Genomic DNA, 26579 nt, shown 5'->3' with positions numbered 1-26579 from the left:
AATTAATTATTAACTAATTAATTGTGTTTTCATTAATCATTTGATTAATTGCGCGCCATGACTGACATCTTCCTTTTCAAAAAACCCGTCGATTTCGTGAAGGCCTATATCGAAAGCCTTTCACCGACGGAACGTCGTGGAATCAATGGACGTCTGTCAAAAGCCGCTGGCGTCTTCCCGTCGTATTTCAGTCTGATTTTAAGCGGCGAGCGCTCATTAAATGCAGAACAAGCCCTGGGCATCGCAAACTATATGAGTCTGGGTACATGGCAAAAACGTTATTTCTTACGAATGGCTGACTACGATCGCGCAGGTTCCGAAGAACTTCGTCAGGAGTTGTCCCGTGAACTTGAAGAGCTCAGATTGAAGCACAATCAAATTTCCGGCGTTGTTCCCCATGAAAATGTTTTATTGTCTTCGGAAGACAACACTCGATTTTATTCTTCCTGGGTTTATGCAGCCATTCGCCTGGCGTCCGTGCTCCCCGAGTGCAACTCCATCGAAGACATTGCAAAACGCCTGGGTATACCAGTTAAAGAATGCTCCGATGCCATGGACTTTCTGTTGGACAAAGGACTTTGCATACAGGAAGGCACGCGCTTTAACGTAGGCCCCACGCACATGCACTTGGGTCATGACTCTTATCAGATCGGCACCCATCACAGTCAGTGGCGCCTGCAAGCGATGTCCCGTCACGCATCAATGGAAAGCACCAGCGAGCTTGCCTATAGTTTGGCGATTTGCCTTTCCAAAGAGGACGTATCGAAAGTGCGCAGCCTGCTTTTGGATTCCATCAAAAAAGTCCGCGAAGTTTCCGACCCATCACCGTCGGAAACCCTGTATCTTTTAAATTTAGATTGGCTGGAAGTTTAAAGAGCCAGATCCTGTTCGGAGATTTCTGGCACTGATGCGGCTGTTGAGGCGTTGCTCATGTCGGCGATGTAGCCCAGGATGCGTGCCAGCTGACCGCGATCTGCGGCCACTTGCCAGTTGTGGGGCTTGCCCTTCCAACGCAGGAACCACGTCGCTTTTTCTTTTAGCGTTGTTGGGGCTTTTCCGTAACGAAGCAGGAACATGAACACGGATTCCAAATCTTTCGGAGCCACTTGATCACCGGCGTATTGCTTTAGCAAATCCGCGAACAGATCAAAGGCCTTGGACGCTTCGTACTGAGTCAAATAACCGTCGTTATCCATATCAAAGCGTGCAAATAGAATTTCCACGTACTGGATGGCATGAGGAACCTGCCCCAAATCCGCAAGCTTCGTCGTGCGGGATTTGTTCGGAATATAGCCCGAGGACTTGAAGATGTTATTGATAAACTCCAAAGTCAGTTCTTTGTTCGCAGACTTCAGGTAACTGCGGAATGCCGGTGTCGCCGTCATGGAATCCATCAATGAGAATCGATACGCATTGGCTGCGCAATCAACCTTCACCATTTTCTCAAGCTTGGCTTTGCCGGTTTTCTTGTTCTTTACCCACTCTTCAAACTGACAGTCTTTAGGCAAAGTTTCTGTCAGCATGGTATTCACAGTCACACCGGACCACAACATCCCGACCAAATCCGTCAGCTCAGTAAATGAAGCGTACTTGTTGCCGTCTGAATGCCCCATAAAGATATTGGCATCACGGAAGCGCGCATCCCCGAAGGTGTCGTTTTCCGGTTCCAGCATCTCAAGATCCACAAAGAATGGTTTCACCGTTTTAAATACGGCGTTTACTTCCTCCAGCGTCACGCCCGCATAGGCCTTGATACGGGACAGATTGCCAGCAAACGAGCGCATCATCACACGCGCCAACATACGATTCAAATTCAGCTGTGCCATGGAGGCACGGTCATAGACCTGAGCCAGTTCACGGGAAATATACAAACGACCTTTGGAATCAATCGTCATCGGCGCCGGAGTGTTGACAGCAAAGCCCAGCTCTTTCAAACCTTCGCGCAGAGCCGCTGAGCTATCAATATTGGTACGACCTTTTTCAATAGCCTCAGCAAAATCACGAGGGCGCAGGCCATCGTTTTTATTGAACTTGCGAGTCAGCTTGGAAAAGAAGATCTCTGTATCCACCCAGATCTGCACTTCTTCACGCAACAACTCCAGGGAGTGCATCGTGATCGCATTCGGAACGTAATTCCCCAGACGGTCTTCCGGCGAAACCAGAACATTGTTCACCACAAGATCAATCAAGGTCTTTAAGGAGTCCATCTTGGTTTTTTCAGGCATATACCCTGCCTGATTCAGACGGTTCGCAATCAACATGATTTCTTTGATCGACAACTGATGAGACGATTTTTTAACCAGAATATCCCGGGCCAGATTCAAACTTTGATTGGTGAAAATGGAAACCGACGTAAGCGTCTGCGCCTCATCCAAAGCCTTACCCGACACAAAGTAATGGTGGTACAAGGAACTCATGTAAACACGAGCCCCCAGGGCCATCAAAGGGCTCCAGACTTTTTTCGACAACGTGGAGTCATTGCCGCCAAAGACCATGTTCTTGCCATCCACTATCAGCGGCATTAATTTTTGCAGCTGTTCGCTTAAAGGAACATAGTCTTTTTTCGCATCCCCTGTTTTTGGTTTGTAAGGATAAAGTTTTTCGTATTCGCGCAAAAGCACAATCAGGTCATTGAGGTCGTAAGGACCTTCAACCAAAGCCCCGAGCTCAGTGCCAGAATTTTCCAAAACACTTTGCGCGTCCGCGAAATACTTCTGGGCTTCCTCGAAGGAATACATCTGAGGATCCCAGTCACGACTGTAGATCGGATAATATGGCAGGAACTTTTCAACCAACACCTTCAGGCGGTTCACCTTCATCCGAGCGGTCTTGAAATCATTTGTGGTAAATGAGTCCATACTGCCACCAAAGATCAGCTGTTTCACCTTCATGGATTCCATGATCATTTTTGAGGAGATTTTAAATTCTGGCCAAACCTTTGAGAAAGTCAGCAACAGATCATTTACTTCCTCGCGAGAAACCACGCCCTCTGGTTTTTCAGAAACCAGATCATGGAATACGGAAAGCACATCTTCCATTGTGCGCGCCAGATAGGTCAGACGATAACCCGTGTCGGTTTCCGGGACTTCCTCGATAAAATAGTGATATCGCAGGTACTGAATGTAACCACGGGCACCCAACAAACTGAAACGACGCCATTCATTGGGAGCAATGGCATGTTCATTACCACCCGCCAGGGCTTTTTTAACTTTTTTAACCACCGGCATGTAGGTGCGAACCAACTCCACCGCCGACCAGTCTTCTTTCAAAGCCACTGACAACTGATCCAGGAATGCGACGAAATCAGACATGTTGTATGCCTGACCATTGTTTTCGATATGCACGGCCAGGGATTTTGCAGAGTTCTGCAATTCCTTATTGGCATCTTCAAAAAACTGCATGTCCCTTTGAACCTGGTTTGTTTCCGATACAGCCCACTTCAGAACCATGATTTTCATGTACGGATTCATGCGCAGAGTGATGCCGTTAAGCAGAGCAAATACATCCTGCAAACGAGTCAGTTCTTTTTGCGTCAGGTAATTGACATTTCCACCCAAGAACAACTGCTTAAGCTTCATGAACTCAAGTTGTAGTTCCGGGCTGATATGCGGAGACTTGGTCTGGTCCATGAAGTTCTTTTCAATGAACGTCGCAAGCTCCTGAGAAGTATAGCGGGACTTGTCGCTACCACGCACATATCTCTGAAAACTGTGCACTGCCCCACTCAAGCAATTCCACAGGGCATTGATCTCGCCATCTTGTGCTTCGCCAGCGATAAAATCCTGAATCACCGGACCGGTATTGGAAAGGCAAGAGGCACCCGCATACTCGTGAGCTTCAGTTTCAGGTGGGGCCTCACCGATTTTAGAATCACATCCCGCAGTAAATACAACCACAGCCGCCATCAAAGTGGCGATCAAAGAGTTCTTAGAAAACATATGTCATGCCTCCATAGAAACGGTCGTTGGCACGGAACTGATTCAGGAAACTGGAAGGCAAATGCCCTTCATCCTGAACACCCAGAACGTCTCCGCCCAGCACCACGGCCCATTTCTGCGTGGGGAAATATTGAAACTCTGTGTTCAACAAAGAGCCCCGTTGATCATAGTCATAGCGGTATTTGATTCGCGTCACCAACGGACGTCTGAACCAGGTTGCCACCTGACCTTCCAACTGCAACATCAAGCTGTTGGAAAACTTCATACGTGAATCATAAAGTGTGAAATCATCAGGAACGCCCGTGGAATCGATATCCACGATGGAGCCACCCACCACTTTCAAGTAAGAAATCTGCACGGCAATCGGGCGAGTGATAATATCGTTCAAAGCAAAATCCACCGCTGCAGAATAAGCCTGCAGTGGCTTCAAGCTTTGCATACTCCACTCTTCCTCCGGCAATTTCGCTTCAGGCTCATCTGTTAAGGCGGAAATCGTGGTTTTAACAGCTTTAAAAGAATAACCGACGTCCACGGAAGCGATCTTGTGATACGTCACCGCTGGTGAAACCGTCACATCGACTTTATCTGCCGATGTTTGCTTAAACGCCTGACGTTTCAACAACAGATCATTCACTGGCAGGTACCCGGCGCTGGCCACAACCCAAGTCCCTTTTGATTTATCCCCGATTCGAGTCATCATGGAAGCGCCACCGTTATTTACGAGTTTCGCTTGCTCGGGAATATCCAATTTGTATGTAATCTGATTAATACGGGAGTTGAATGCGTAATCGCGTGATGGTGCTCGATACCAGCGATTGTCAGCAACCAAGCCGCCGCCTTCCTCGCGAACATCCGGCCCCATGCTTGGAATAAACATGGGAGTGACCATCAACAAAACCTGATAGTTCTTTTTGTTATAATCAAAGAAGATACCGGTCAGCCCCTCTTCCTCGGGACGAAGCGCATCCAAAGTCAAATACGGTTGCCACAAACCCAGGTTCCAGCGGTGATCGATGTCACTCCAGTCCTTTTTTTTGCGACCGACAAAAACTTTGAACTCATCACCCTTGGAAGCCACGTAAGCCTCGTGCAAAATCATGTGATTCTGACCACGGGCAAAGTAAGTACCACCAGTCACATCGAACGCACCATCGATCCAACTTGCTTCCTTAAGAACAGAAAGTCGCGCGGATAAAAGCTGAGAGTTTGAAAGTTGCGGAGAATCCGGAATAGCCGTGAAGTACTGCATCCCTTCCATACGAATTTGGCCGTAGACGTACGCCGGCCTGGAATCCTCTGATTTCTCAGGATTCTTGACTTTGCTGACGCCCTCCGACTTCGGAATTCTTAGGCTGGATTCAGCGGCGATGGAATTGGAGCCTGCAAAAACACTGATTAACAGCGCCAGCAGATAGGTTGTTCCCCTCACGTTCTCCTCTGGATTTAAGTCCAGCCAGTAGAGAATATTAAGAGTGAAAAGCTGTCAACGACACCCTGTTTCCCAAAACCATCAGATCGAATACAATAGACCTGAGGACTCTTCTGAAAATCTTTCTGTGAACTAAGGCACCCTTATTTAGAGTAACTGCTCCAGCACCCATTGGGGGGCATCGATGGGCAGATCATGTCCTGCAGAATCGTGCATCTTGGGCTGCACTCCCCACAGTCTTCCCAATTGCAAAGTGCAGTGCGGGGAAACCAGGCGATCGCCATAGCTGCCCATTAAGTTCACTTCCTTGGGAAGCTTTTTAGGAATTTTGAATCGTGACGCCGCCAACAACTGACGAAGGACATTTCCGCGGGCCTCCGGATACTTTCTTGTATACTCCACAAATCCAGGAAACTCTGCCGCCCGTCTATTCAGATCGTTCGTCGTCATTTCCAGGATGGCTCGCTCGTAGGCCACCGGATCTGTCCCGGCCAAAAATAACTTCAAGGTCGGAAGATAGTTATGCATCTGATAGCGATGATAAAATGGAGAGGTGCCGGACGAACTGGTGCAAATCAAATGCGCTTTGATGATTTCATCCGGATGATCGTGCAACCACTGCGCTGCAATCATGGCACCGAGGGAAATCGCCAATAAATGAAACGACTCTCCTTGAGAGACAAATTTGGAATTTGCACGCAGATCTTTGACATACTGTTTGATCGCGAGAGGACTTTGCTCGTGATTGCGCTCCCCGTTTCCAGGCAGATCGATCATCTCAATTTGATCTTCAGGAAAAAATTTTTGCATTTCCTGAGGGAATGTCCCCCAGTGTCCCTTACCGCGACCAAGCCCTCGTAACAAAATCCACTTTCTAGGTGCCTGCATACCACAACTCCTGCGCCTTTTCTTCATGGTGAAGTTTCTGCTCTGAGGTCAAAGTCGCCCACGCTTCAGGATTGGAAACGGCGCGAATCATCAGCTCTAAAAGAGTGTTATGACGACGCAAAGTCCGCTGATGACGATGACCAATCAATGGATTAAACGGACCATCCGCTCTGAATAACTGAGACGGATGTTTTTTCACCCACATCCAGGAACCCATTTCCAGACACAATGGCAGGTATTGTTTTCCCTGCGCAACACCGTTGTGCTGCAAGTACAGGTAATCCCACAAATCTCCATGTGTGGTGTACGTTCCCGCCTGAGGCTCCACTTTGTAAAAGTGATGTGGATAGGTTTGATCCAACAGATTTTTAAAGGAATGAACCAAGCCCAACTCCGGAAACGGTTTTTGAGTTTTGGCATAAGGAAACCACAGTCGATCCTGCAAGCCAAATCCCGAATGACAATCCAAAGTGATCGCCAGGCGGCTGCTTGCGATTTCCTTTTGTACTCCCTTGATCAGCGCCAAAGATTCGACTTCCATCGGTTCGTTTTCTTTGCCACGATACCACGGAAGTTTATTGGAGTAACGATGCCCACCCAGCCAGCGCGCTGGTTTATCTGCATCAACCGGAGCATTTCGCATCAAATCCACACCCCGTGGATTGCATCTGGTTTTGCGCAAAATTCCAATCGGATTCACGGTCGGAATGAAAAACACCCGAACATCCTGCAGGGTTCTTTGCAATTGTCGATCCCAGCGCACAAGTTCAGAGAATGAATTCATCATCGCAACAGTCACCTGTGCACCGATGCGCTCAAGTCCATGGACCCCGCCCACGATTCCCAAAACCGGAGCCTGGGGATCCTCAGAACCGAATGTAATTTTATAAATTGGCAATTTACTGTCTCCATCCTGGCTGTAGGCCAGAACCTCAGAACGCACAGAATTACCCAAGCTCAGGATGCGGGATTCAATTTGTTGGATCTCAGGAATTGTACTCATTTACGCTCCGACATTAACGCTTTAAGCCAAGTGCTTCCATTGCTCCGAATTGCCAACAGAAGTATCCTTTATTTCTAAACGGGAGACAACATGACCCTTGATACATTACTAGAAAATATGTGGGCAGATTACTGCAAACTAAATCCGGCAGCCAAACGCATTCACGACATGTTTGTCGCTGAAGGCGAAACTGTCTTGAATGACCACATTGCCCTTCGTACCTTTAATCATCCTCGCCTTGGTATCGAGTCTTTGGCCAAACAGTTCAAAAAATTCGGTTACGAACAAAAAGGCGAACCCTACATCTTCACTGAAAAAAAGCTTTTTGCACTTCACTTCGAACATCCTGATGAAAAGATGCCAAAAATTTTCATTTCCGAGCTGGAACTGGAAAAGGTGTCTCCGTTCATTCGCGAAACACTGAACAAACTGGCTGATTCCATTCCACAAAGCGTGATCGACAGCGAAGACTTCTCGATGTGTGGTCGCCCTTGGGATATTTCCTTTGAATTGTACTCGGAGCTGGCTAAAGAATCCGAATACGCTTCATGGGTGGCGGCTTATGGCTTCCGTCCCAACCATTTCACTGTGAACATCAACAATCTTAAAAAGTTTCAGGACATCAACTATCTGAATGATTACCTGCAAGACAAAGGCGTTGTTTTGAATAAATCAGGTGGTTTGGTAAAAGGCACTCAGGCGGATTACCTGGAGCAATCCTCCACGATGGCATCTGAAATTCCGGTGAAGTTCAACGATGGCACCCATAACATTCCAGGTTGCTACTATGAATTTGCAAAACGCTATAAAATGGAAAACGGAAAGTTCTATCAGGGCTTCGTCGCCAAATCGGCTGACAAGATCTTTGAAAGCACGAACAAACAAAAGTAATTGTTCTTTCCTAAAAACAAAAAAGCCTCCTGATCGGAGGCTTTTTTTATGCAATTTTGCGGATGATCAGATGTTCGGTTTCCTGATCATTCCCCTGATCCGCCCAATGCGGATGAGCCTGCAGGAATATCTTAACCAACTGAGAGTCAAACTGCGTGCCGGAACAACGCACAAGTTCCTCGTACACCACTTCGTCAGGAAGTCCTTTACGGTAAGCACGGGTCTGCGACATCGCATCGTAGGTATCCACCACCAGAATCACACGCGCCAGGATATCGATTTTATCTCCGGCAATTTTATCAGGATATCCCGTCCCATCGACACGTTCGTGGTGTCCACGAATCGCCGGCAGGATGGTTTCAAAGAACTTATGAGAGGCCAGTGGCTGAATGATTTCTTCGCTCATTACCGGGTGTGAGCGCATGATCTCCTGCTCTTTGGGATCCAGTTTTCCTGGTTTGGCAATAATGCTTTGAGAAACACCCATTTTGCCGATGTCATGAAAGAGTCCGGCAAACTCAGCGAGCTTTTGTTCGTATTCATTCAATCCCGCATCCCGGGCCAGCTTGCGTGACAACTCTCCGACACGGCAGCAGTGCGCATAGGTTTCCGGGTCGACAATTTTCAAAGTTTGCATCAACGATTTCGCGGAATCATAAGCCCACGACGGAATATTTCCCCATTTCGAAGACATGCCACTCCCTTCATTCCCTTAAAAACTCATCGGCCTTGGTCTGGATAAACTTAACCTCCCTGAGACGCAGATTCTCAGAGTGAGACAAGTTCCCGTTGACTCCCTTATGGTTCACTCTAAAAATAAAGATACCGCTAATACAAGGAGCCAAGATGAGACTGCTTTTTTTGATTTTCACACTGATATCTCTGTCTGCTGGCTCCGCGTATGCACAGAAAATCAAGGTTCGTAAAGTCAAAGGCAACACTGCCATCATTGAAAGCAATGCCCCACTTGCACCGGGGGCCGTTTACGACCTGATTTCCCAGGATCAGTTTGGTGACAACGATGGGATGCCCACACGGGATAACTCCATCGGATTGAATTTTGGATTTTCCAACACCAAGTCTGATGCTGAGAATGCGACAAGCGAATCTTCCATGAGCTTGACTGCGCGCTATGGATGGAATCTTGCAACCTATGAATTCGGCCCATTGCTGCAATTTACTATGAATCACGCCAATGACGTTACTTCCAGCACCTGGAAAGTCGGCGCCTTTGGCGACTATAACTTAATTCCCAATATCACCGGGGAAGCTTTTATTTATGGTCTGACGGCATGGGGTGCATTTGGCAACACCGATCGCGGTAACGGAACCAAATTTGACATTGCTGATGCTTTTGGTGGCATGGTGGTAAAATGGTTTCCGACTTCAAGCTCGGCATGTTTTCGTATTGAATTGGGCTATATGTATGAACGCCAGACCGTCACGGGTGGCTATTACGCAAATACGGGCTTCACAGGTAGCGCCGGAATCTTCGCCTATTTCTAAGCTGTATACATCGCGAGGGCAATCAGGACAAGAGCACACGCTATTACTATTTTAATCGCCATGCTCTCTCCGGTCCAACCTACTTAGTGCACTCTTTTTGATAATGTCGCAACATCGCGGCCTCAATCGGCCCACGTTCTTCTTCATCCATTATGTATACACCGATGGCACGCTTGGGGTCACCCTCACTTTTCACTCCCTGATATACTCCCGGCGAGTGAAAGGATTTCTTTTCCATGTCGTACCAGATGACGTTTTCAGTCAGTGGCTGATTCGAATCATAAACGAAGATGGCAACCTTATTGTCAAAAACCTTCAAATCTTTGGCTACAACAACGTGTTGATCCATTCGCCCAAAACGCAAATTCAAAAGGGTCAGGCGATGGGTCTCAAGATTCTTTTTCAACGCACTGAAAGTCAGCATGTTCTCCACTGTCCCACGATCATCCTCGTCGCCAACCACCATGGATAAGTTCGAAAACCTGAAGAAACGCTCTTGCTGGGCCCGTTCCACATCCAGCTTGAAGGTCTTCCAATAAGATTTACCACGGACTTCCTCTTTGTACCCTTTGTTGATCAAAGGAAAAATACCCTCTGGGTTTATTGGCTCTCTAATCCACGAATGCAATAACGAATCATCGGCATACTTTAAGACTTCGTAGCGATTTATGGGTGATTTCACCATACGCACGTTACCCTCACCCACTTGTTGCGGGCTCAGATCATGACCACGAACCATATTAAGGGTTCTGCGCATCAGCTCATCCTTGGAAAGCTCTTCTTTCTCGTCAAATCGCGCAAGGTAGAACATTTTTCTTTGGGCACTGGCCAGTCCCCAGCAAACGCCCAACGCCGGGCCACCGGATTTGAAATACCAGTTTTGGACCGGCAAATGATAATAAGTATGAAATGCCGTGCGAGGATAGATTGCGGAATAAATGGAATCCACAGACAAGTTCCGGCAGGAAAGATCCTTCACCAGCGAGTCATTGATTACCTTTGAATCCGCGCCATGCGCCGTTTGAAAACACACAGCTGACAAAGCGGCCACCATCCATATTTTTATGAATTTATCCATGGACTCCCATGGAGCAAACTCGGGACCAGCCCGAGCAGCACTAAGAGCGTTTACAGTTGTTTAAAGCTTAGACAGGGAACAATGAGGGGCACTCAGCTTAGAAACTAAGGCCCATTCCCACGGTACCGTAGAAGGTGTTCAGCTCCGCTTTTTGATTTTTTTCAGAATCAACAAAGGCATATCGTTTGATACCAAAGCCCGCCTCACCGAACAAAGTATCCGTCCAAAGCACCTTACCGTGGAAGTTCAGGGACATGGAGGAATTCAACTTCACATTTTCCTTCATACTTTGCGCATAGTAAATGAACTCAACATCCACCCATTTTGGATAACGGAACAACGGAACCAGATTGAATAGATCATCAAAAAGTTTCGGCATGGAACGCGCCCAGAAAATACCGCCACCCACCATGGGAGCCGCAAGATCACCAAAGTTCACGTTCTGATAAGAGGCCATCATACCGACTGTTTCATCACGATTCCAAAGACCGGGAACAAATCGGTACTTCAGATCCACCGTTAACACATCCAACGGGGCTGTACGACCGGCAGTGCTGACTTTGATTTCATTCATAGAGCGGAAATACTTGGCACTGATCCCCCAGCGTTGGCGGGAAATCCAGTAGTTCGTCCAAGTGAACAGATCCTCGAACCACTGATTGTAAGCCACCTCACTCATGAAAACAAAATCCGCTGAGGACTTCGCTACGGACAGACGCGCTGAAAGCTCTCGTGGAAAGCCTTTGTAAATTTCAAAATACGAACGGTATTGCTGACCTTCGAAATTCAAATTCATGTAAGAGCGGTTGATTTCACCACGCTCTGTCGCTTTGAATCTCCAGGTGAATTCATCCGGTTCATTCTTTTCGACTGAAACCGAGTTTTGATCCGTATTCAAAGCCACGTCTTTAAGCTTACGACCAAAGATCTTGATGTTATCGTTGTACGTTCCTGTCGGAGTACGTTCGTGCAAATAAAGACGAGCCTGACGACGTGGAATGACAGACAATTCAAAGCGCTGCTTGAATACGCCGCCGCCTTTGCCCGGAAGATAAACTTTGGCGTCATCTTTTTGCAAAGCCGCGGCCCAATACTTACGATCGTCCCCGATTGTCGACTCAAAACCAAACATCTTGGTGATTTTAAGATACTGATCCGGATTCAGCAGCACCGAACGCCCGATGGGACGGGTTTCATAACCCACAATACGCAACGTGCCCGGACGTGCTGTATCGGCAATATCCATCAGCTGCAATTTGTTGGGTTCAACCAGGAACTCATAACTTTCGCCCGTCGCCAACTCCGCAAAGAAAGCCGTCGGTCCTTCCGACTGCGCCGGCACAGACTGACGCATCAAGGATTCCTGGTTGTTTAACAAAACCCGTGGAGTTGTGACGTCGACACGTGCTTTCCCCAAAACCATTTTTCCGTCTTCAAGTTTTTGATTCCCGTACCACTGAGAACAAAGACGTGTGTAACCACGCCCCACCTGGTGGGACAAACAGAAACGAAAGATCTCATTTAGCTTTCCAAAAGGACTGCCCGCGGCTTTGAAGTTCGGAATCGCAAAGGCGCTGCCAAAAAATCCTGCGTTGGTCAGCTCTGCTGCGGGAACTTTTTGTGCCATCAAACTCGCACGCCAAGCCTGGGTCTGCGCACTCCATTTTTTCTGCTCAACCTCTGTGATTTCGTACTGCCAAAGGACGTTTCCTGTTCTGGAGATCATTTCCAGATTTGCAGATCCCAAAAGCTCCACAGGCCAATCAATGATCAGGGTTTCTAAATTTCTTTGCTCTGGAGACAAAACTTTCGCCAGCTGAGGGTGTGCCTGCCCTAACGGCTTTAATTGAAAATTAAATGTGCTTTGATTGATGAAAACCGGCCCCAACTTCAAGGTTTTGCCGTTTTGGATCGATAAATCGTACTCCAGCTCAAGAGGCGGCAATAAAACACCATTATCGAGCTGATCAAAGAACATAGGTTTAGGGTATTCCTTATTTGCCGCCGACTTCATCAGGGACTGCTGCGGAGCAGGAATTTCGTCGGCAGTAGCTGCCGTTTCCAGATTTTCTTGTGCTTGAGCAGACAAACTCAATACTGCAATAAGAGATAAAATCAGATGCTGTGCACTATTCACGAAGACTCCCTCACTGCCCATAAGTTTATTTAATTGATTCGTAATCAACAAGCTAAATTGTTGGACTGTCTGGTATTTTCGGATTATGACTGGCTCTTATCCGAAGGAGAAAAAATGTCTTCAGCACGCACCGTCTATCACATGAAAGTCGAACAAATCATCGATCACACGCCGACAGTTCGCGAATTGGTGCTAAAGACAGAAACTCCTGCTGAATTCAAATTTAAAGCTGGTCAATTTGTAATGTTGAATGTTCCACAAGGCGAAGCAAAACCTGTTTTGCGTGCCTACTCTATCGCAAGTGATGACAGAACGCCCAACGGCTTCCGTCTCCTTTTCAAATTCGTGGAAAACGGAATCGCCTCGACGTTTGTTTGGAATCTTAAAGGCGGCGAAACCGTGAATTTCACCGGCCCCTTCGGCAAAGTCTTCTTCCAGGAGCCACCGACTGAACAAATTGTTTTCCTGAATACGGGCACAGGACTTTCCCAGCACATTTGCTACCTGCTTTCCAAGAAAGAGCAGTATCCAAATTTACGCTATCGCATGCTTTTTGGTGTTCGCAGCGAAAAAGACATGTACTATCAGCCCGAGCTGGAGGCCCTTGCCAAAGAACTTCCTGATTTCAAATTTGAGTTTGTTCTAAGTCGCCCTCAGGAATCATGGACCGGAAAAAAGGGTTACATCCAAAACTTCATTTCAGAGTTTGATTACAAAAACATCCCGACGACATTCTACATGTGTGGCAATGGTGGAATGATCAAAGAAGTTAAACATCAGCTGATCGAAGTTGATGGTATCGAAAAAAACAAGATCTGGTCGGAAGCTTTCGACTAGGTTGTGCTGACGAAAAATCGCGCCGCCATTGAATTGATTCTGGCCGGAGCTCTTTGGGGCTTTGGCTTCGTCGCGACCGTATTTGCCCTTCGTGCATTCTCACCTGTCGAAGCGATGGTCTATCGTTTTTTAATCGCCTCTGTTTTTGGGGAGTTGATCTACCTGTATTTCAGACCTGCAGGCCTTCCCTCCATGAAATCGGACTTTAAAAAAGCTCTCCCGGCAGGATTCTTTTTGGGCGGCATGCTGATCCTGCAAACGATCGGACTGCAATACACCACCGCCACCAAAAGCGGATTCATCACCAGCCTTTATGTGATTCTGGTGCCTTTGATCAATACGCTGATTTTCAAAACCCGCAGCAGTCTGCTGAATTATGCTTTGGCTTTTGTGGCCTTGGCGGGAACCTTCGTGTTGATGGATGCGAATGTCACTGACGTTAACACCGGTGACCTTTGGACACTGGCCTGCTCCGTACTGGCGGCAGGACATATCATTTACATCGGCAGAATCACCCACAAAGTGGACAATGCCTTTCGCTTTAACAATTTTCAGTCGATTTGGGTTTTACTCCTGCTAAGTCCACTGTTATTGACGCAAAAGTCAGTCAACATGACAGCTCCGTGGGAGGCTTGGGCGGGAGTTGCAATGTTGGGTTTAGGTTCCAGTATCATTGCTTTTTCGATTCAGATCAGGGCGCAAAAGGTTTTGTCGGACTCTACAGCGAGCATGATTTTCCTGCTGGAATCCCCGTTTGCGGCACTGTTTGGATTTTTACTGCTGCAAGAGCGCCTTTCCTGGTTTCAGGCTTTCGGCGCTCTGATTATCATGGCAGCTTCGGCTATACAGATTCTTGCGGACCCTTCTTCAAAGACCACAGGAAAGCAACCCCAAGAATAATCGCGCCAGAAAGACCCGTCACCCACTCTGGAATATGCAGGAACGGCGCCGTTAGCATCACCATCGAAAGCACAAAGATCGCGTAAAAAGCGCCATGCTCAAGGTATGCGAATTTCGCCAGGGCTTCTTTTTCCACGAACATGATCGTCAAACTTCTGACAAAGAATGCGCCGATGGAAAGACCAATCATAATGATGAAAAGATTGTGCGTGATCGCGAATGCACCCACGACACCATCGAAACTGAAGGATGCATCCAGTACTTCCAGATACAGGAAGCTTGCAGCACTTGCTTTGTGCACATTGTGCATTGTTTCTTCAGAGGCCTCCATGAAGGCACCAATTCCGTCGACAGCGACGAAAACGATCAACCCTGCCAAACCTGCTTTCAGGAAGGCATGGGCTTCGTTTTGCTGCGGCATAAAATGAGAAATCGTAATCAGGATGATTAATGCGGCACCGATTTCAATGGCTTCAATACGTCCCAAAAACGACATGGGTTTTTCGACTGACGACACCCAGTGTTCGATTTTTTCCGCATCAAAGAAGAATCTTAACGCCACCATCAACAAGAAAGTTCCACCGAAGGCTGCGACTTCCAAATGGGCCGCTAGCATCAACGCCGCATATTCATCCGGACGTGTCGCCGCCATAACCAGGGCTTCCCACGGATTGATATGAGCCATGACTCCGACGATGGCCAAAGGGAATACCAAACGCATCCCGAAGACCGCGATCAACATACCCCAGGTCAAAAAGCGATGACGCCAAACCGGAGTCATGTCTTTAAGAACCGTCGCATTCACGATGGCATTATCAAATGAAAGTGAAATCTCTAGCACCGCCAACACCGAAGCGATGAACAAAGCCTGCAAGCCCGCAGCCACTGTTCCGCCGTAATATTGACCGACGAAGAAAGACGCAATTAAACCAATAATCGTAATTAAAATAGAACCAGTGAAATATTTAAGCATTCCACCACGTAATTCTATTTAAGGATCTTTTTCAAGAACTTTCCGGTTTCGCTGTCTTTAATTTTGGCGACTTCTTCAGGAGTTCCGGCCGCGACAATGCGCCCACCGTACTTGCCACCATCAGGTCCCAAATCAATCACGTGATCGGCAGTTTTAACCACCTCCATCGCGTGTTCGATAACCAGGACAGTATTGCCCTGATCTGCCAATTCCTGCAGCAATTCGACCAGCTTTCTGACGTCATCGAAATGTAATCCCGTTGTTGGCTCATCCAAAATGTACAGAGTTTTGCCGGTTCCACGGCGCGACAGCTCTTTGGAAAGCTTCACCCGTTGCGCCTCACCGCCCGACAATGTTGTCGAGCTTTGCCCCAGGGTCATGTAATCCAAACCGACTCTGTGAAGAGTTTCCAGCTTGCGATGGATGTGGCTGTGGTTTTTGAAAAACTCCAGCGCATCACCCACACTCATATCCAGCACATCGGCGATGGACTTTTCCTTGTACTTAATGTTCAAAGTCTCGCGGTTGTAGCGTTTCCCCAAACAGGTATCGCAGGTCACAAACACGTCACTTAAAAAGTGCATCTCCACGCGGATCTGCCCGTGTCCCATACACGTTTCGCAGCGGCCGCCCTTAACATTGAAACTAAATCGCCCTGGTTCGTAACCTCGCAATTTAGAATCCGGAAGATTGGCGAACAGATCACGAATCATCGGAAACAACGCCACGTAGGTCGCTGGTGTGGAGCGCGGCGTACGCCCGATAGGGCGTTGATTGATATCGATAACTTTATCAATTTTATCCAGGCCTTCGATTTTCTTAAACGGTGCCGGTTCCGCCAGAGCTTTATAAAACTTCTGCGCCAGAATCTTGTAAAGAGTATCGATGATCAACGTCGATTTGCCGGAACCAGAAACCCCGGTCACCGCAGTCAAAGTTCCCAGCGGAATTTTCAAATCCACGTTTTGCAGATTGTTTCCCGTCGCACCTTTGAGTTCAAGGAACTGGCCATTGCCTGTGCGGCGTTTTTTTGGCACAGGAATGCGCACTTCGCCTTTGAGGTATTTACCGGTCAAAGAGTTGGGATTGTTTTCCAACTCCTCCGGAGTGCCTTGCGCCATTTTCTCGCCACCCAAGCGACCTGCACGAGGTCCCAGGTCCACAACGAAATCCGCATAACGAATAGTGTCTTCATCATGCTCCACCAAAAGGATCGTGTTTCCACGCTCCTTGAGTTCACCGATGATATCCAACAGGCGATGATGATCGCGCGGATGCAAACCGATACTAGGCTCATCCATCACATACAAAACACCAATCAAGGAGGATCCCAACTGACTGGCTAAACGAATACGTTGTGCTTCCCCACCCGACAATGTGCGCGAAGAGCGATTCATCGACAGATAACTTGTTCCCACACGAATCAGGTAATCCAAACGATCCGAAATCTGCTTGGTGATCTTTTCTGCCACCATTTCGTTCTTTTTAGTCCACTTGATATCACCAACAAATTCGCGCAGATCAGCAGCGCTCATGGTTGCCATCTCAGAAATTGTTTTTTCGGCGACTTTGATATTCAAGGCTTCAGGTCTTAAGCGGGAGCCATGACAATCAGGGCAGTCATGCAGAACCATGTCCTCGCCTTCTTCATCGTCCTCGTCAGAAGTTTTTTTGCCTTTGTATTTGTAAACCACTTTATCAAGTTTTTTACCGCCCACTTCACCATCAGAAAAGGATTCCTCTTCCACCAAATCCAAAGTCCCCAGGCCGTTGCAGGTCTGACAGGCGCCGCGCGGATTATTGAAGCTGAACATGCGTGGTTCTATTTCCGGAAAGCTATAGCCACAAATTGGACACGCAGAATGCAGGGAGTAATTCGTTCGGTTGCCATCCAAAGTTTCAATAATCACACGGCCATTTGCCATGGAAAGTGCTGTATTAATACTTTCGCTAAGGCGAAGCTTCAGGGAGTCTTTCAAAATCAATTGATCCACGACCAGGTCGATGTCATGGGTTTTGGTTTTCGCAAGCTTGGTGGCCTTATCAAGGTCGATCATTTTTCCGTCGACTTTGGCTTTAACGAAACCTTTTTTAGCCCAGCGTTGGAACTCAGCTAAGAACTCCCCTTTTTTCCCGGATGCCATAGGGGCCAAGACATAAAACTTTGCTCCCTGGCCTTTCTTGGCGACTTCATCGATGATCTGCTGCGGAGTTTGAGAGCTGACCGGAATATGATGTGTTGGACATTCAGGCACGCCCACTTTGGCATAAAGCAAGCGCAGGAAATCATAAATTTCAGTGACTGTGCCCACCGTCGAACGCGGATTATTACTGACAGATTTTTGATCTATGGCGATTGCTGGCGACAGGCCGGTGATGGAATCGACTTCGGGCTTTTTAAGTTGCTCCAAAAAGTTACGAGCATAGGCGGAAAGACTTTCAACGTAACGACGTTGACCTTCGGCATAGACCGTATCAAAAGCCAAAGAGGATTTCCCGGAGCCACTGAGCCCGGTGAACACGGTGATTTTGTTCCGAGGAATGGTCACACTGACATTCTTCAGATTATGTTCATTGGCGCCTTTTACTACGATTCCATCTTCTGCTTGTGACATAGCCTGAAAGTGTACGCCTGTTGGGTAAGCCGCACAACTTTCTGGCCCAACGCCTTGGCGCATCAAGAGTGTCTTTGAGCAACATTTGTATCCTGCTCAAAAAAAAAGGGGCCGCTTTTAGCGTCCCCTTTTCGGTAACTTTTAAAGTACAAAGACTTAAGCTTTTGCAGCAGCGCCTTTACCTTTTTTTGCAGCCAATTCTTCAGGAGACATACCCCATGGAGAACCGCCTTTTTTATCGCCACCTTTACCGCCGCCACCTTTACGAGGACCGCCCTTACCAGTTGGCGCTTCAGCTGCTGGTTTAGCAGTTGGAACAAAGTCAGGAACATAGTGGAAAGCTTCTGCTTGGATTGCTTTAGCAGGTACCTTTTCGCCTTCAGCGAAAGTCACTACCAAGACACGGCGAAGATTTGCACCAGAGTTTGTCGCTGCAACTTCAAGAGCGTGCATGAAGTGAGTCAATTTTTCGCCTTCGAATTTGAAAGTCTCACCCAAGCTAGCCTGAATTTCCTCAGGTGTTTTGCCAGTCAATTCTGCTTTTGCAGAAAGACCTTTATTCAATGTAAAATACGGAAATTCAGTTACTGATTTCATAGACTCTCCCCGAGTGTTGTTATGCCCCACACAATGGGCCGTACAAGGGGCTTTCGTCAATTTAAAAGCGCGACACCGCCCCACCTAATGGTGGTGGGGACAGATATTCCGCCCCTCTACACTATTCTTTTACCAGGGTATAGTACACGCTGGTAGCGCTCGGGGTGTTTACGGACACGATTTTATAGCCACGGTTCAATAGGTCTTGAAGGATCCCTGTTGTATTCAGTGATTTAATCGGATCGGCCGCTACTTGTTTGCCATCGCAGCTATGGTAATTACGGCTTAGTGTGCAAACACTTGCTGCGAATGATTGAGTTGAAGCCAAAACTATAGCCGTCGCTAGAAACATTTTACCAAGTTTCATGAAATTCTCCCTTTTTTAGTTGTGAGAATCCCCTTAGCAACAGCCATGCCACAAATTCCGGGGTCATTTTAACCCCTCCGAAAACTCAGGTCCCTTTAAGTCAAATAATCCATCAGAATTTGGTAGTGATAATTTAATGTCACCGACTCGTCATGTGTTCCGCCTTTATCCGGGTGAAAAACCCGAGCCAGAACTTTCTTTGCATTCTTCAGTGATTCTTCATCCAAAGCACTTTCCATTGGAAAACCGTTCAGGGAGAAGTATGCAAAGGCCTCGTTCACGTCTTGGGAAAACGTGGTTCCCTTGGAGGTTTTGCTGGAAATTCCTTTTGCTTTGTTTTTGATTTCTTGGCGTTGAATTTTCGCGCGCTCTTTTTGTTTTTGATATTGGATTTTTTTGAACTCTGCTTGCTTGGCCTTGAATGGTGACTCAACCACCTCAAACAAGGAGCCCTTTTCCAGATTCGTTTTTGAATCTAAAAAGTCCGAATGCTTTTTCTCGGTTTGCAAAAGAATCGCCCAGATGTGCTTACAGAAAGTCCCCTTCGCCGCCGAAGAGCACATGCAATCCACCGTGAAGGTGTTGCTCGCAATGCTTTCTGCAACAAACAAAACCTTTACCGGCTTGGATGCCTTTACATAACCTTCAATTCGAGCATCACCCGCCACTGAAAGTACCGCGAGCCCTGCCGCAAAATCTTCGTGACCTTGCTTACGCACCTCAGGTTTAAAAAAATGTTGGTAAAGACTTTCGACGGACAAAACGGGATCCTTTGCAAAGACTCAAAGAGTGTCTGCAAAACCCATCCCCAACTCAACACATAATAAAACCGCACCGCAGAACCAACATCGGTTCCGCACCGCATCCCAAAAAACCGGCAGGCGCCTTCCCTACGCAGGCGTACTCAAAGTACGCCGAAGAGCAAGCGCAGGCCCGACAACGCAGTCAGATGGGTTCTTTTCAGCGGGCCGCTTTTGCTTGGCAGTCTGGGCAGACGCCGTATAGTTCCAGGATGTGATGGGTTAGTGCGAAACCAAATTGATTCGCGACTTTTTCCTGAAGTTGCTCGATCGCGCGATTTTCGAATTCGCAGATCTTACCGCACTTCACGCAAGTCAGATGGTCATGGTGACCTTTAGGAGTAAGTTCATATCGAGCTGGCAAACCGCCCATGCGCACTTCAGTGACGAAAGCGCCTTCAGTCAATGTACGAAGGAAGCGGTAAACAGTGGCAAAACCGATTTCAGGATGGTCTTTCGCCAATTTTTCGTAAAGCTCTTGAGCTGTTACGTGGCGACGGCCTTCATGAAGAGTTTTAAGGATCGCCATACGTTGGCTGGTGACTTTAAGGTTAAGCGCACGAATGATCTTTTTAAGTTCAGCCTCATCAAATGGATCGTGATGGATCACGATGTCTTCATCATGTTGTCTTGGTAAAACTGGTACTGAATCTCTACCCATTCATGGCTCCTCGAACAAAGATATATAGGACGCCCGGCGGGTTAAAGTCCATAGTTCTGACAATCATTATCACTTAGATTTCAAAAAGTACGTAAATTTTTCCCGGCCGAGATATGGGAAACTGCATTATGCGGATGCAAACTCTCCACATGGCTGAACTCAACCACGTAATCCAAAATATCATTCTCTTTATCAAGAGCTTCTTTGCCACGGCGTGCCGCATCTTCGCAGAACATCAAGTTCTGTCCGTTGCGAAGCGCGAACTCCTGTTCGTCTTCACGTTTCACAGCACCTTGAACTGCCGTCTGCAAAGCGTCCTCGATCACGTCGATGATTTTTGCGTAGTCATAGTTCGGTCCGACTTCCACTTTCACGCGAGCAAAACTGCGTTGCGCATGCGGAGTCGCCACGATCCCTTGTGTTGTTCCCAACCACTGGTGAACCACATCGAAATCCAAAGACTGTGCACCAAATTGCTGTTTGAAATTATCCTGAATCAACTGACGAGAAAGAGCTGCTGATGCCGGGCACGTGGAAGAATAAGTGATCACTGCTTCCACGTAGTATTTCTTAACGCCATTTTCGTTGAAGGCGGAAAGCACCACGGGATACGAGCGCCATGCTTGGTTGGCACTTTTCAAAGCCTTGCGAACCAAGGGAGCTTCAAACTGAACCTGAATCAAAGCTTGCGTGGAAAGGTCTTCGTGAGTTTTCAAAAACTCATCTGTCGCCTGCCCGAGCAACCCCAGGGACATTTCGTTTTTGGACAATGTCTCTTGAGTGATCAAATACAAGCGCGACATGTGAATACCGCGAGAAGGTTTTTTATCAAGGCTGACTTTTGCGTCGGCGCGCGCAGGAATACGATACACACCGTCTGCTTGTTTCAGCAAAATCGGAAGTTCGATGGAACCCATACCCACCCAGTCAATGGGAGCGAATTTTTCTGTATGAGTTTCCTTAGCGACGTCTGGAAGATGTTTGTTCGTCATAGCTCAGCCTTCTACCGCAAAATCCCTGTAAAGACTCCGTTTTTATAGTTTTTACAGGCAAAATGAAATATAACCGATAACATGAAAAAGCAACTGATCCTGGCTTCGACTTCCAAGTACAGACAAGAACTTCTCTCTCGTTTGGCTGTGCCTTTTACTGCACAACCTCCCCTCATTGATGAAGATAAAGAGAAAGACCCGTCATTGGCTCCCCGCGCCTTGGCGGAGCATCTGGCGCGCCTAAAAGCGGCCAGCCTTAAAGGTGAAGGAAAAGTGGTCATCGGCGGGGATCAGCTGGTCTCCTTTGAGGGCCGGATTATTGGCAAAGCGCACACTCGCGAAAAGGCCATTGAGCAATTATTAAGCATGCAGGGGAAAACTCACGAACTAGTGACGGCCATCTGCGTTTTCGATGGCGAAAAAGCAATTCCCTACACCGACATCACCCGCATGCACATGAAGTCCATGAGCCGCGAACAAATTGAACGCTATGTCGATTTGGACATGCCGACGGACTGCGCCGGAAGCTATAAGATCGAAAAGCATGGGATTATGCTGTTTTCCAAGATCGAATCCCAGGATTTTACGGCGATCCAAGGATTACCCTTGATTGAACTATCCAAAATACTGGAGACTTGTAGTCCGCTTTAAGCGCACCTTCAGGAGTTACCTATGAACGACATGCAAAAGAAACTATACGATGCCGCTTGTGTTGCCCAAAAACGCGCCCATGCCCCTTACTCTGGCGCCCATATCGGTGCTGCTGTTTTGATGGCGGATGGTCAAATTTTTAACGGCTGCAATGTCGAAAACGCCTCTTACGGCGGAACGGTCTGCGCTGAGCGCGTGGCTTTGTGGAAAGCTGTCAGCGAAGGCGCTTCCAAATCTGTCAAAGAAGTGATGGTGATCAGTGATGCTGACAAACCATGGCCACCGTGTGGCTTCTGCCGCCAGGTGATCGCGGAGTTCGGTAGCGAAGAGACTGTTATCTACACAGCGAACCTTTCTGGTAAAATGAAGACTTTCAAGTTTGGCGACATCTTCCCGGAGGCCTTCACGCCAAAGCATTTGGACTAAAAGGTCGCGCCAGAGGTGAAGACATACTTTCTCCACTGCAAAAAAAGCCCGGTTTCCCGGGCTTTTTTTTTAGTAAACTTCTCAGCTTCTATTTTCCAAAATTACAGCCGCCGATATTGCTCAAACGTGATCCGTTCAGGTGAATCGAAGTAACAGACATATCATAGACCTCGTCTGACATTCCGTCGGAGCCTTTTTCTTGGCGATCCATATGCAGAACCAGCATCCCCAAAGGCTCACCCAAATCAAATTTCACAACAACATTTTCTTCTTTTGTAGAGGCCGCGAGGACTGTCGTTTCTTTGCGATAGACACCATCCTCAGATGTGTATGGATCCTGGTAAATAACGACATCACCTTTGTTTACAATCCCAGTCGTGTACCCTTCATAGACATCAAAGCCCACAATCGTGATATTAAAGAAGGGTTCCGTAAACGTACAGTGCAAAGTAACTCGTTCTCCCACTGGCGGCGTTGCGGGCCCCGCAAATGCCGATGTTCCGATTAGTAAGAGTGTCGCAAAAATCAATGTTTTCATAGTGACTCCGTGTTCTTAGTTAAGGTTGTTATCTTTCGATGGGACCTTTTTAACATCGACTCTATGAAAACCCCTAAATCTGGAAACCGAAACCGCGGCAACTTTGCCGCACGATGAAAACAATAAAAAAACCCTGCTGGTTAGGCAGGGCTTGGAAGATTTTAATATATGGAGAAGGTGTGTCTTCACCTCTGGCGCGACCTTTTAGGTTATTGCTCCAAAGAGAAATTGCAGATGACGTCGGTAAATTGACTTTGTTGGTCTGCCGGGTAACCCGGGCCGCGCCATACGCGCATTTCATTGCCTGGTTGTTTTACGCGGGCGGGATCACGAAGAACTGCGACCAGGTCACCGTGATAGTTGATTCCACGATACATGATCCATACTGGATTGTTACCTGCCTGATAAGCGGCTAAACCCACCATCGCGGTATTTGTGTCGCCACCTTCAAAGTACTGGGCGATTTCTTCTTGCTTCAGTTGGTAAGTGTATTTGCCGACACCCGCCTCAGCAACTGTAACCACACCGCTTTGCGCTTTTGCCAAAGGGCCATCCGTGATGATTTCCACGATCACGATTTTTCCCTGATAGGTTTCGCCCACACAAGCAGAGTAAGCAAATACTTTGGGAGTCATCATCAATGCACTGATTAGAATAAATAAATTTAATTTCATACGAGTATCCTTACGGTCTTAGCCAAAAAATAATTTCAACACCACCGACAAGCATCTTGCCGGACGAGGCACAAGCCCCGGTTTGTGGACCAAGACAACGACCCCACTCGGGTTCGTAGGTCAACTGTCCCAGATTGTTTCCATCGCGATCCAGAACTGCCACTTGATAACGATGGAACGTACCACGCGCGTTGGATGATGGAGGAGCTGTCAACGAGCTCTTGGCTATAACCACTTTTCTGTAGTCATCACCGCAGTCGCCTTTGGTTTCGACCATGACCATTTCTTCGGTCTTCGCCAAATTAAAAGAAGCACCTTCAAGGGAGCAACCACCACTGTTGTAGATCAGGTTCAACGTCAAATAGTTGACCGGATTCAGTGGATTCCACCATTTGGATGGATCGTAATTTTTCACCGGCAACAAAGCCACGATGGGTGCCGAAACCTTGTACTGAGTATCATCAATACCCATAATCCACAGGTATTCGTGCAAAACGAATGTATAGCGATGCAACGTCTCGGTTTCGACGCGATTTTCACGCCACATGCGACGATTGATCAGGATTAACTTTTGCTCTGGCTTATTAATACCCTCTACTTCGCGGCCGTCTTCATAGTAAAGCACCGGCTCACTGCGCACTGTAGTGGTTTCAATCGCACCAATCAGGGTTTCAATTTTGAATCCCTTTAATTCTGTGCTTGGCAGAGTTTTCAGATGTTGAACCAAGTCCTTGGCAGTCATGATAAATTCGGCAGCAAAGGAATCCCCTGCATTGCCGTGATCCCATCCCTCTCTCATGGCCCAAGTGGTTACGCGCTGTCTGCTTACAGGTTTAGCCTGTACCAGATCCGCTCCCACGACCGAGAGGATGAGAATCGCCATTATGAGCCGCGAAGTGGTTCGCTTCATCATTTCTGGTTCTCCTGAGTTAAGGGAAACAATTGAACGTTCAAACGATAAACAGAATCCCTATTCCCTGTTTCAAGGAAAGCGGACAAACGGCGACGGAAGTCTTCGATCAGACCTTTGGCTTCAACCAATTTCTTTTTATTGATCGCCATGGTGATGCCCGTAATATCACGCTGATCGACTGAGTGACTTTCCAAGGACTCGATCGCCCTGTGAATAAACTGACGATGACCCTCGCGGATCTTCGAGCTCGGGATATTCTTGGGTGTGGACATATTATTGCCGGTCAGCTTCCACTGAGTCGTGTCTTTTGCGACCAATCCCAGCTTTTGCAAGCGAACCAGGCATTCCAACGCGACTCCCATAGGAATGTTCAAGCGCTTAGCGATGGAGGTCGTGTCTGTTTTTGCCTTTGGCAATTCCAGGACTGCCAGAATCGCAAAATGCTCCCACGAGCTGATCATTTCCGCAGAATCCAAATCAATATCTGAATAAGACTGAGGGGCGTCCTCAGCTCCCAGGACTCCCATCAATAGTTTTTGCACCTGCAAAGGCTCATTGATCTCCAGACGATCGATGATCTTCATCGCTGTTTTCGTGGTCATCGGACGCTTGCCACTAAGAAGCGCTGACAACGTCGAAGAGTCCATGTCCAATGACTTGGAAAAAGCTCGAAGTGAATAAGAAGGGTTCTTGCGACTGCGTTCTGCAAAAACCGACTGTAGATGATTGATTAGCATGGGGATGCTTTTAATAGGTAATTGACTCATTTTCCACTTATTTTGCCGCAATCCGCGGCAAAAGTGCCGCAGATGTAAATTTTCACCAAATACTACTCAGCCACGATATATTTATGAAGGGTGTCGTTGGAATCCAACCACAGATCATATCGAACTTCGACCAGTGTGTTTTCTTTCAGAGCCTGCTTTAGGTCTTTACATAGCTTATCCGCATGGACATCGGCATCTTCGGCAAAGCGGTCTACCCACAACTTCAAAGCAAAACGTTCACCAGATTCACCTTGAACCTGAGCTACGCCAACGCTTGCATACATGTAGTTTTCAGTACGCAACTCATGGCATGTCACTGCCAGGATTTTTACATCATCATCAATGGGTTGTGCAGAAACGACTGTGGACGCCAAAAGACTTAAAAGTAGAATAAGATATTTCATGGATACTCCTGAAGGTTCGATTTAACTTCAGAAGAAATGTAGCAGCTGGACGAGCTGAAAATCCAATTTTGGAGCCGCAAAGTGCGGCAAAACTGCCGCATCAGAACGCATAAAAAAAGGCTGGAGATCATCCAGCCTTTTTTTAAACTATTTTACCAGGTCACAACCACCGTATAGGACGAATTCATCGCCTGCCGTTTTTAGGATGCCTTCGAATTCGTATTCTTTATCGGACATGCCGTCGTTGCCTTTTTTGCCGAAAACGATATCCAGCACGTATTGATCAAGGCCCTCGCCGGACAATTTCCAGGAGTTCACACCTTCATGGTAAGAAGTGCTTTCAATGGCACCCATCACAGTGTCTTTACCTGGGGAACGCAAAGCTACATGGTCACCTACTGTACCGATTGTTTGAGTTTTAGCCAAAACAACGATCTGGATGAATGGTTCAGTGAAGTTACAAACCAAAGTGGGCTTTTTAACATCTGCATTTGCAGAGAAAGTGAAGGCAGAAACTGCCAATACCGCAAGCATAGAAAGAGCTTTATTCATGGATATCTCCTTAAGTAGATCGAATGGGAACTTATCATGAAA

The 26579-nt window shown here is 47.4% G+C and carries 27 protein-coding genes; 7 read left to right on the top strand and 20 right to left on the bottom strand.

What is annotated here, in order from left to right; translation table 11 throughout:
* Positions 1-57 precede the first annotated feature (57 nt).
* The gene (locus tag AAAA73_RS04330) at positions 58-873 is read left to right on the top strand and encodes a TIGR02147 family protein (RefSeq protein ID WP_340596949.1); all 816 of its coding nucleotides are present in this window, start codon (positions 58-60) and stop codon (positions 871-873) included.
* On the opposite strand, the gene AAAA73_RS04325 is transcribed toward AAAA73_RS04330, so the two are convergent.
* The 4 genes from AAAA73_RS04325 to AAAA73_RS04310 all read right to left on the bottom strand — a co-directional run bounded on the left by AAAA73_RS04325 (position 870) and on the right by AAAA73_RS04310 (position 7258).
* Positions 870-3938, bottom strand: a complete 3069-nt coding sequence (locus AAAA73_RS04325) for a hypothetical protein (RefSeq protein ID WP_340596948.1) — start codon at positions 3936-3938, stop codon at positions 870-872. The two genes, AAAA73_RS04330 and AAAA73_RS04325, sit on opposite strands and share 4 nt — an antisense overlap.
* Complete coding sequence (locus AAAA73_RS04320; RefSeq protein WP_340596947.1) at positions 3928-5367, bottom strand: transposase; 1440 nt, start codon at positions 5365-5367, stop codon at positions 3928-3930. The genes AAAA73_RS04325 and AAAA73_RS04320 overlap by 11 nt, the downstream gene beginning before the upstream one ends.
* A gap of 147 nt (positions 5368-5514) precedes the next feature.
* Positions 5515-6255, bottom strand: coding sequence for an alpha/beta fold hydrolase (locus tag AAAA73_RS04315; protein WP_340596946.1), 741 nt, complete (start codon positions 6253-6255; stop codon positions 5515-5517).
* On the bottom strand, positions 6242-7258 hold the full coding sequence (locus AAAA73_RS04310; RefSeq protein WP_340596945.1) for a DUF2817 domain-containing protein: 1017 nt from the start codon (positions 7256-7258) through the stop codon (positions 6242-6244). The genes AAAA73_RS04315 and AAAA73_RS04310 overlap by 14 nt, the downstream gene beginning before the upstream one ends.
* A 90-nt stretch (positions 7259-7348) precedes the next feature.
* Between AAAA73_RS04310 and AAAA73_RS04305 the strand changes: the two genes are divergently transcribed.
* Entirely contained in the window at positions 7349-8149 is an 801-nt protein-coding gene (locus AAAA73_RS04305) for a DUF1338 domain-containing protein (RefSeq protein WP_340596944.1), read from the top strand.
* Positions 8150-8195: 46 nt separating this feature from the next.
* Here the strand turns inward: AAAA73_RS04305 and AAAA73_RS04300 are convergent, their stop codons facing one another.
* Positions 8196-8843, bottom strand: coding sequence for an HD-GYP domain-containing protein (locus tag AAAA73_RS04300; protein ID WP_340596943.1), 648 nt, complete (start codon positions 8841-8843; stop codon positions 8196-8198).
* Between the two features lie 152 nt (positions 8844-8995).
* Between AAAA73_RS04300 and AAAA73_RS04295 the strand changes: the two genes are divergently transcribed.
* A complete protein-coding gene (locus AAAA73_RS04295) occupies positions 8996-9655 on the top strand; it encodes a hypothetical protein (protein WP_340596942.1) in 660 nt (219 codons plus the stop codon).
* Positions 9656-9734: 79 nt separating this feature from the next.
* Here the strand turns inward: AAAA73_RS04295 and AAAA73_RS04290 are convergent, their stop codons facing one another.
* The gene (locus AAAA73_RS04290; RefSeq protein WP_340596941.1) at positions 9735-10733 is read right to left on the bottom strand and encodes a hypothetical protein; all 999 of its coding nucleotides are present in this window, start codon (positions 10731-10733) and stop codon (positions 9735-9737) included.
* Positions 10734-10830: 97 nt separating this feature from the next.
* Positions 10831-12870 (bottom strand): hypothetical protein, encoded by a 2040-nt coding sequence (locus AAAA73_RS04285; protein ID WP_340596940.1) that lies wholly within the window; start codon positions 12868-12870, stop codon positions 10831-10833.
* A gap of 114 nt (positions 12871-12984) precedes the next feature.
* Here AAAA73_RS04285 and AAAA73_RS04280 point away from each other — a divergent pair, with 114 nt between their 5' ends.
* Both AAAA73_RS04280 and AAAA73_RS04275 read left to right on the top strand, forming a co-directional pair.
* Positions 12985-13707 carry an FAD-binding oxidoreductase gene (locus AAAA73_RS04280; RefSeq protein ID WP_340596938.1) on the top strand — a complete coding sequence of 241 codons (723 nt, stop codon included), beginning with the start codon at positions 12985-12987 and terminating at the stop codon, positions 13705-13707.
* Between the two features lie 3 nt (positions 13708-13710).
* A complete protein-coding gene (locus AAAA73_RS04275) occupies positions 13711-14607 on the top strand; it encodes a DMT family transporter (RefSeq protein WP_340596937.1) in 897 nt (298 codons plus the stop codon).
* Here the strand turns inward: AAAA73_RS04275 and AAAA73_RS04270 are convergent.
* The 7 genes from AAAA73_RS04270 to folE2 all read right to left on the bottom strand — a co-directional run bounded on the left by AAAA73_RS04270 (position 14549) and on the right by folE2 (position 21612).
* A complete protein-coding gene (locus AAAA73_RS04270) occupies positions 14549-15580 on the bottom strand; it encodes a DUF475 domain-containing protein (RefSeq protein ID WP_340596936.1) in 1032 nt (343 codons plus the stop codon). The genes AAAA73_RS04275 and AAAA73_RS04270 overlap by 59 nt on opposite strands.
* Positions 15581-15594: 14 nt before the next feature.
* Entirely contained in the window at positions 15595-18195 is a 2601-nt protein-coding gene (gene uvrA, locus AAAA73_RS04265; RefSeq protein WP_340596935.1) for an excinuclease ABC subunit UvrA, read from the bottom strand.
* 156 nt (positions 18196-18351) lie between these two features.
* Entirely contained in the window at positions 18352-18792 is a 441-nt protein-coding gene (locus tag AAAA73_RS04260) for a hypothetical protein (protein WP_340596934.1), read from the bottom strand.
* A gap of 121 nt (positions 18793-18913) precedes the next feature.
* Positions 18914-19159 carry a hypothetical protein gene (locus AAAA73_RS04255; RefSeq protein WP_340596933.1) on the bottom strand — a complete coding sequence of 82 codons (246 nt, stop codon included), beginning with the start codon at positions 19157-19159 and terminating at the stop codon, positions 18914-18916.
* 95 nt (positions 19160-19254) lie between these two features.
* Positions 19255-19878 (bottom strand): hypothetical protein, encoded by a 624-nt coding sequence (locus AAAA73_RS04250; protein WP_340596932.1) that lies wholly within the window; start codon positions 19876-19878, stop codon positions 19255-19257.
* Positions 19879-20119: 241 nt separating this feature from the next.
* Positions 20120-20620, bottom strand: a complete 501-nt coding sequence (locus AAAA73_RS04245; RefSeq protein WP_340596931.1) for a Fur family transcriptional regulator — start codon at positions 20618-20620, stop codon at positions 20120-20122.
* 80 nt (positions 20621-20700) lie between these two features.
* On the bottom strand, positions 20701-21612 hold the full coding sequence (folE2, locus tag AAAA73_RS04240) for a GTP cyclohydrolase FolE2 (RefSeq protein WP_340596930.1): 912 nt from the start codon (positions 21610-21612) through the stop codon (positions 20701-20703).
* Between the two features lie 81 nt (positions 21613-21693).
* On the opposite strand from folE2, the gene AAAA73_RS04235 reads away from it, so the two are divergent.
* Positions 21694-22263 carry a Maf family protein gene (locus tag AAAA73_RS04235; RefSeq protein ID WP_340596929.1) on the top strand — a complete coding sequence of 190 codons (570 nt, stop codon included), beginning with the start codon at positions 21694-21696 and terminating at the stop codon, positions 22261-22263.
* Positions 22264-22284: 21 nt separating this feature from the next.
* A complete protein-coding gene (locus AAAA73_RS04230; protein ID WP_340596928.1) occupies positions 22285-22689 on the top strand; it encodes a cytidine deaminase in 405 nt (134 codons plus the stop codon).
* Positions 22690-22777: 88 nt separating this feature from the next.
* Here the strand turns inward: AAAA73_RS04230 and AAAA73_RS04225 are convergent, their stop codons facing one another.
* From AAAA73_RS04225 to AAAA73_RS04200, 6 genes are all read right to left on the bottom strand, one after another.
* Positions 22778-23227: a hypothetical protein gene (locus AAAA73_RS04225; RefSeq protein WP_340596927.1), complete on the bottom strand. Its 450-nt coding sequence runs from the start codon at positions 23225-23227 to the stop codon at positions 22778-22780.
* A gap of 209 nt (positions 23228-23436) precedes the next feature.
* Positions 23437-23901: a hypothetical protein gene (locus AAAA73_RS04220; RefSeq protein ID WP_340596926.1), complete on the bottom strand. Its 465-nt coding sequence runs from the start codon at positions 23899-23901 to the stop codon at positions 23437-23439.
* A gap of 10 nt (positions 23902-23911) precedes the next feature.
* Complete coding sequence (locus AAAA73_RS04215) at positions 23912-24814, bottom strand: hypothetical protein (protein WP_340596925.1); 903 nt, start codon at positions 24812-24814, stop codon at positions 23912-23914.
* Positions 24811-25551: a TIGR02147 family protein gene (locus tag AAAA73_RS04210; RefSeq protein ID WP_340596924.1), complete on the bottom strand. Its 741-nt coding sequence runs from the start codon at positions 25549-25551 to the stop codon at positions 24811-24813. Before AAAA73_RS04210 ends, AAAA73_RS04215 begins: the two co-directional genes overlap by 4 nt.
* A gap of 92 nt (positions 25552-25643) precedes the next feature.
* On the bottom strand, positions 25644-25985 hold the full coding sequence (locus AAAA73_RS04205; RefSeq protein ID WP_340596923.1) for a hypothetical protein: 342 nt from the start codon (positions 25983-25985) through the stop codon (positions 25644-25646).
* Between the two features lie 147 nt (positions 25986-26132).
* On the bottom strand, positions 26133-26537 hold the full coding sequence (locus tag AAAA73_RS04200; protein ID WP_340596922.1) for a hypothetical protein: 405 nt from the start codon (positions 26535-26537) through the stop codon (positions 26133-26135).
* Between the last annotated feature and the right edge of the window lie 42 nt (positions 26538-26579).

Source organism: Bdellovibrio sp. GT3 (assembly GCF_037996765.1).
In the GTDB taxonomy this organism is placed as follows: Bacteria; Bdellovibrionota; Bdellovibrionia; order Bdellovibrionales; family Bdellovibrionaceae; genus Bdellovibrio.
This window is presented reverse-complemented; position numbering and strand designations above follow the sequence as displayed.